General features: G+C 53.2%; 1 protein-coding gene. It reads left to right on the top strand.

The genetic code is table 11. The features are described from left to right. Window positions 1-42: 42 nt before the first annotated feature. The coding region (locus tag QSV46_RS39910) for a PQQ-dependent sugar dehydrogenase (RefSeq protein ID WP_314964120.1) at window positions 43-267 on the top strand (225 nt) is incomplete at its 3' end.

A 267-nucleotide genomic window follows, 5' to 3' on the forward strand; every position in this document is an offset into this window, starting at 1 on the left:
TTATATTGGGGCGAAGTTGGCCCGGATGCCCGCGTAGACAGTATGGCCACCCGCGGCCCCAAAGGTTATGATGAGGTAAACCAAGCGAAAAAAGCCGGTAACTTTGGCTGGCCCTTATTTATTGGCAATAATTACCCATACCGCGAATACGATTACGGCACGGGCAAAAGCGGCGCCGCCTACGATCCGGCCAAACCTCAGAACCGCTCTAAAAACAACACCGGTTTAACGCAATTGCCACCCCCAACCCCGGCTTTTATCTGGTAC

It is taken from the genome of Bradyrhizobium cosmicum (genome assembly GCF_032290525.1).
Classification (GTDB): Bacteria; Pseudomonadota; Alphaproteobacteria; order Rhizobiales; family Xanthobacteraceae; genus Bradyrhizobium; species Bradyrhizobium cosmicum_A.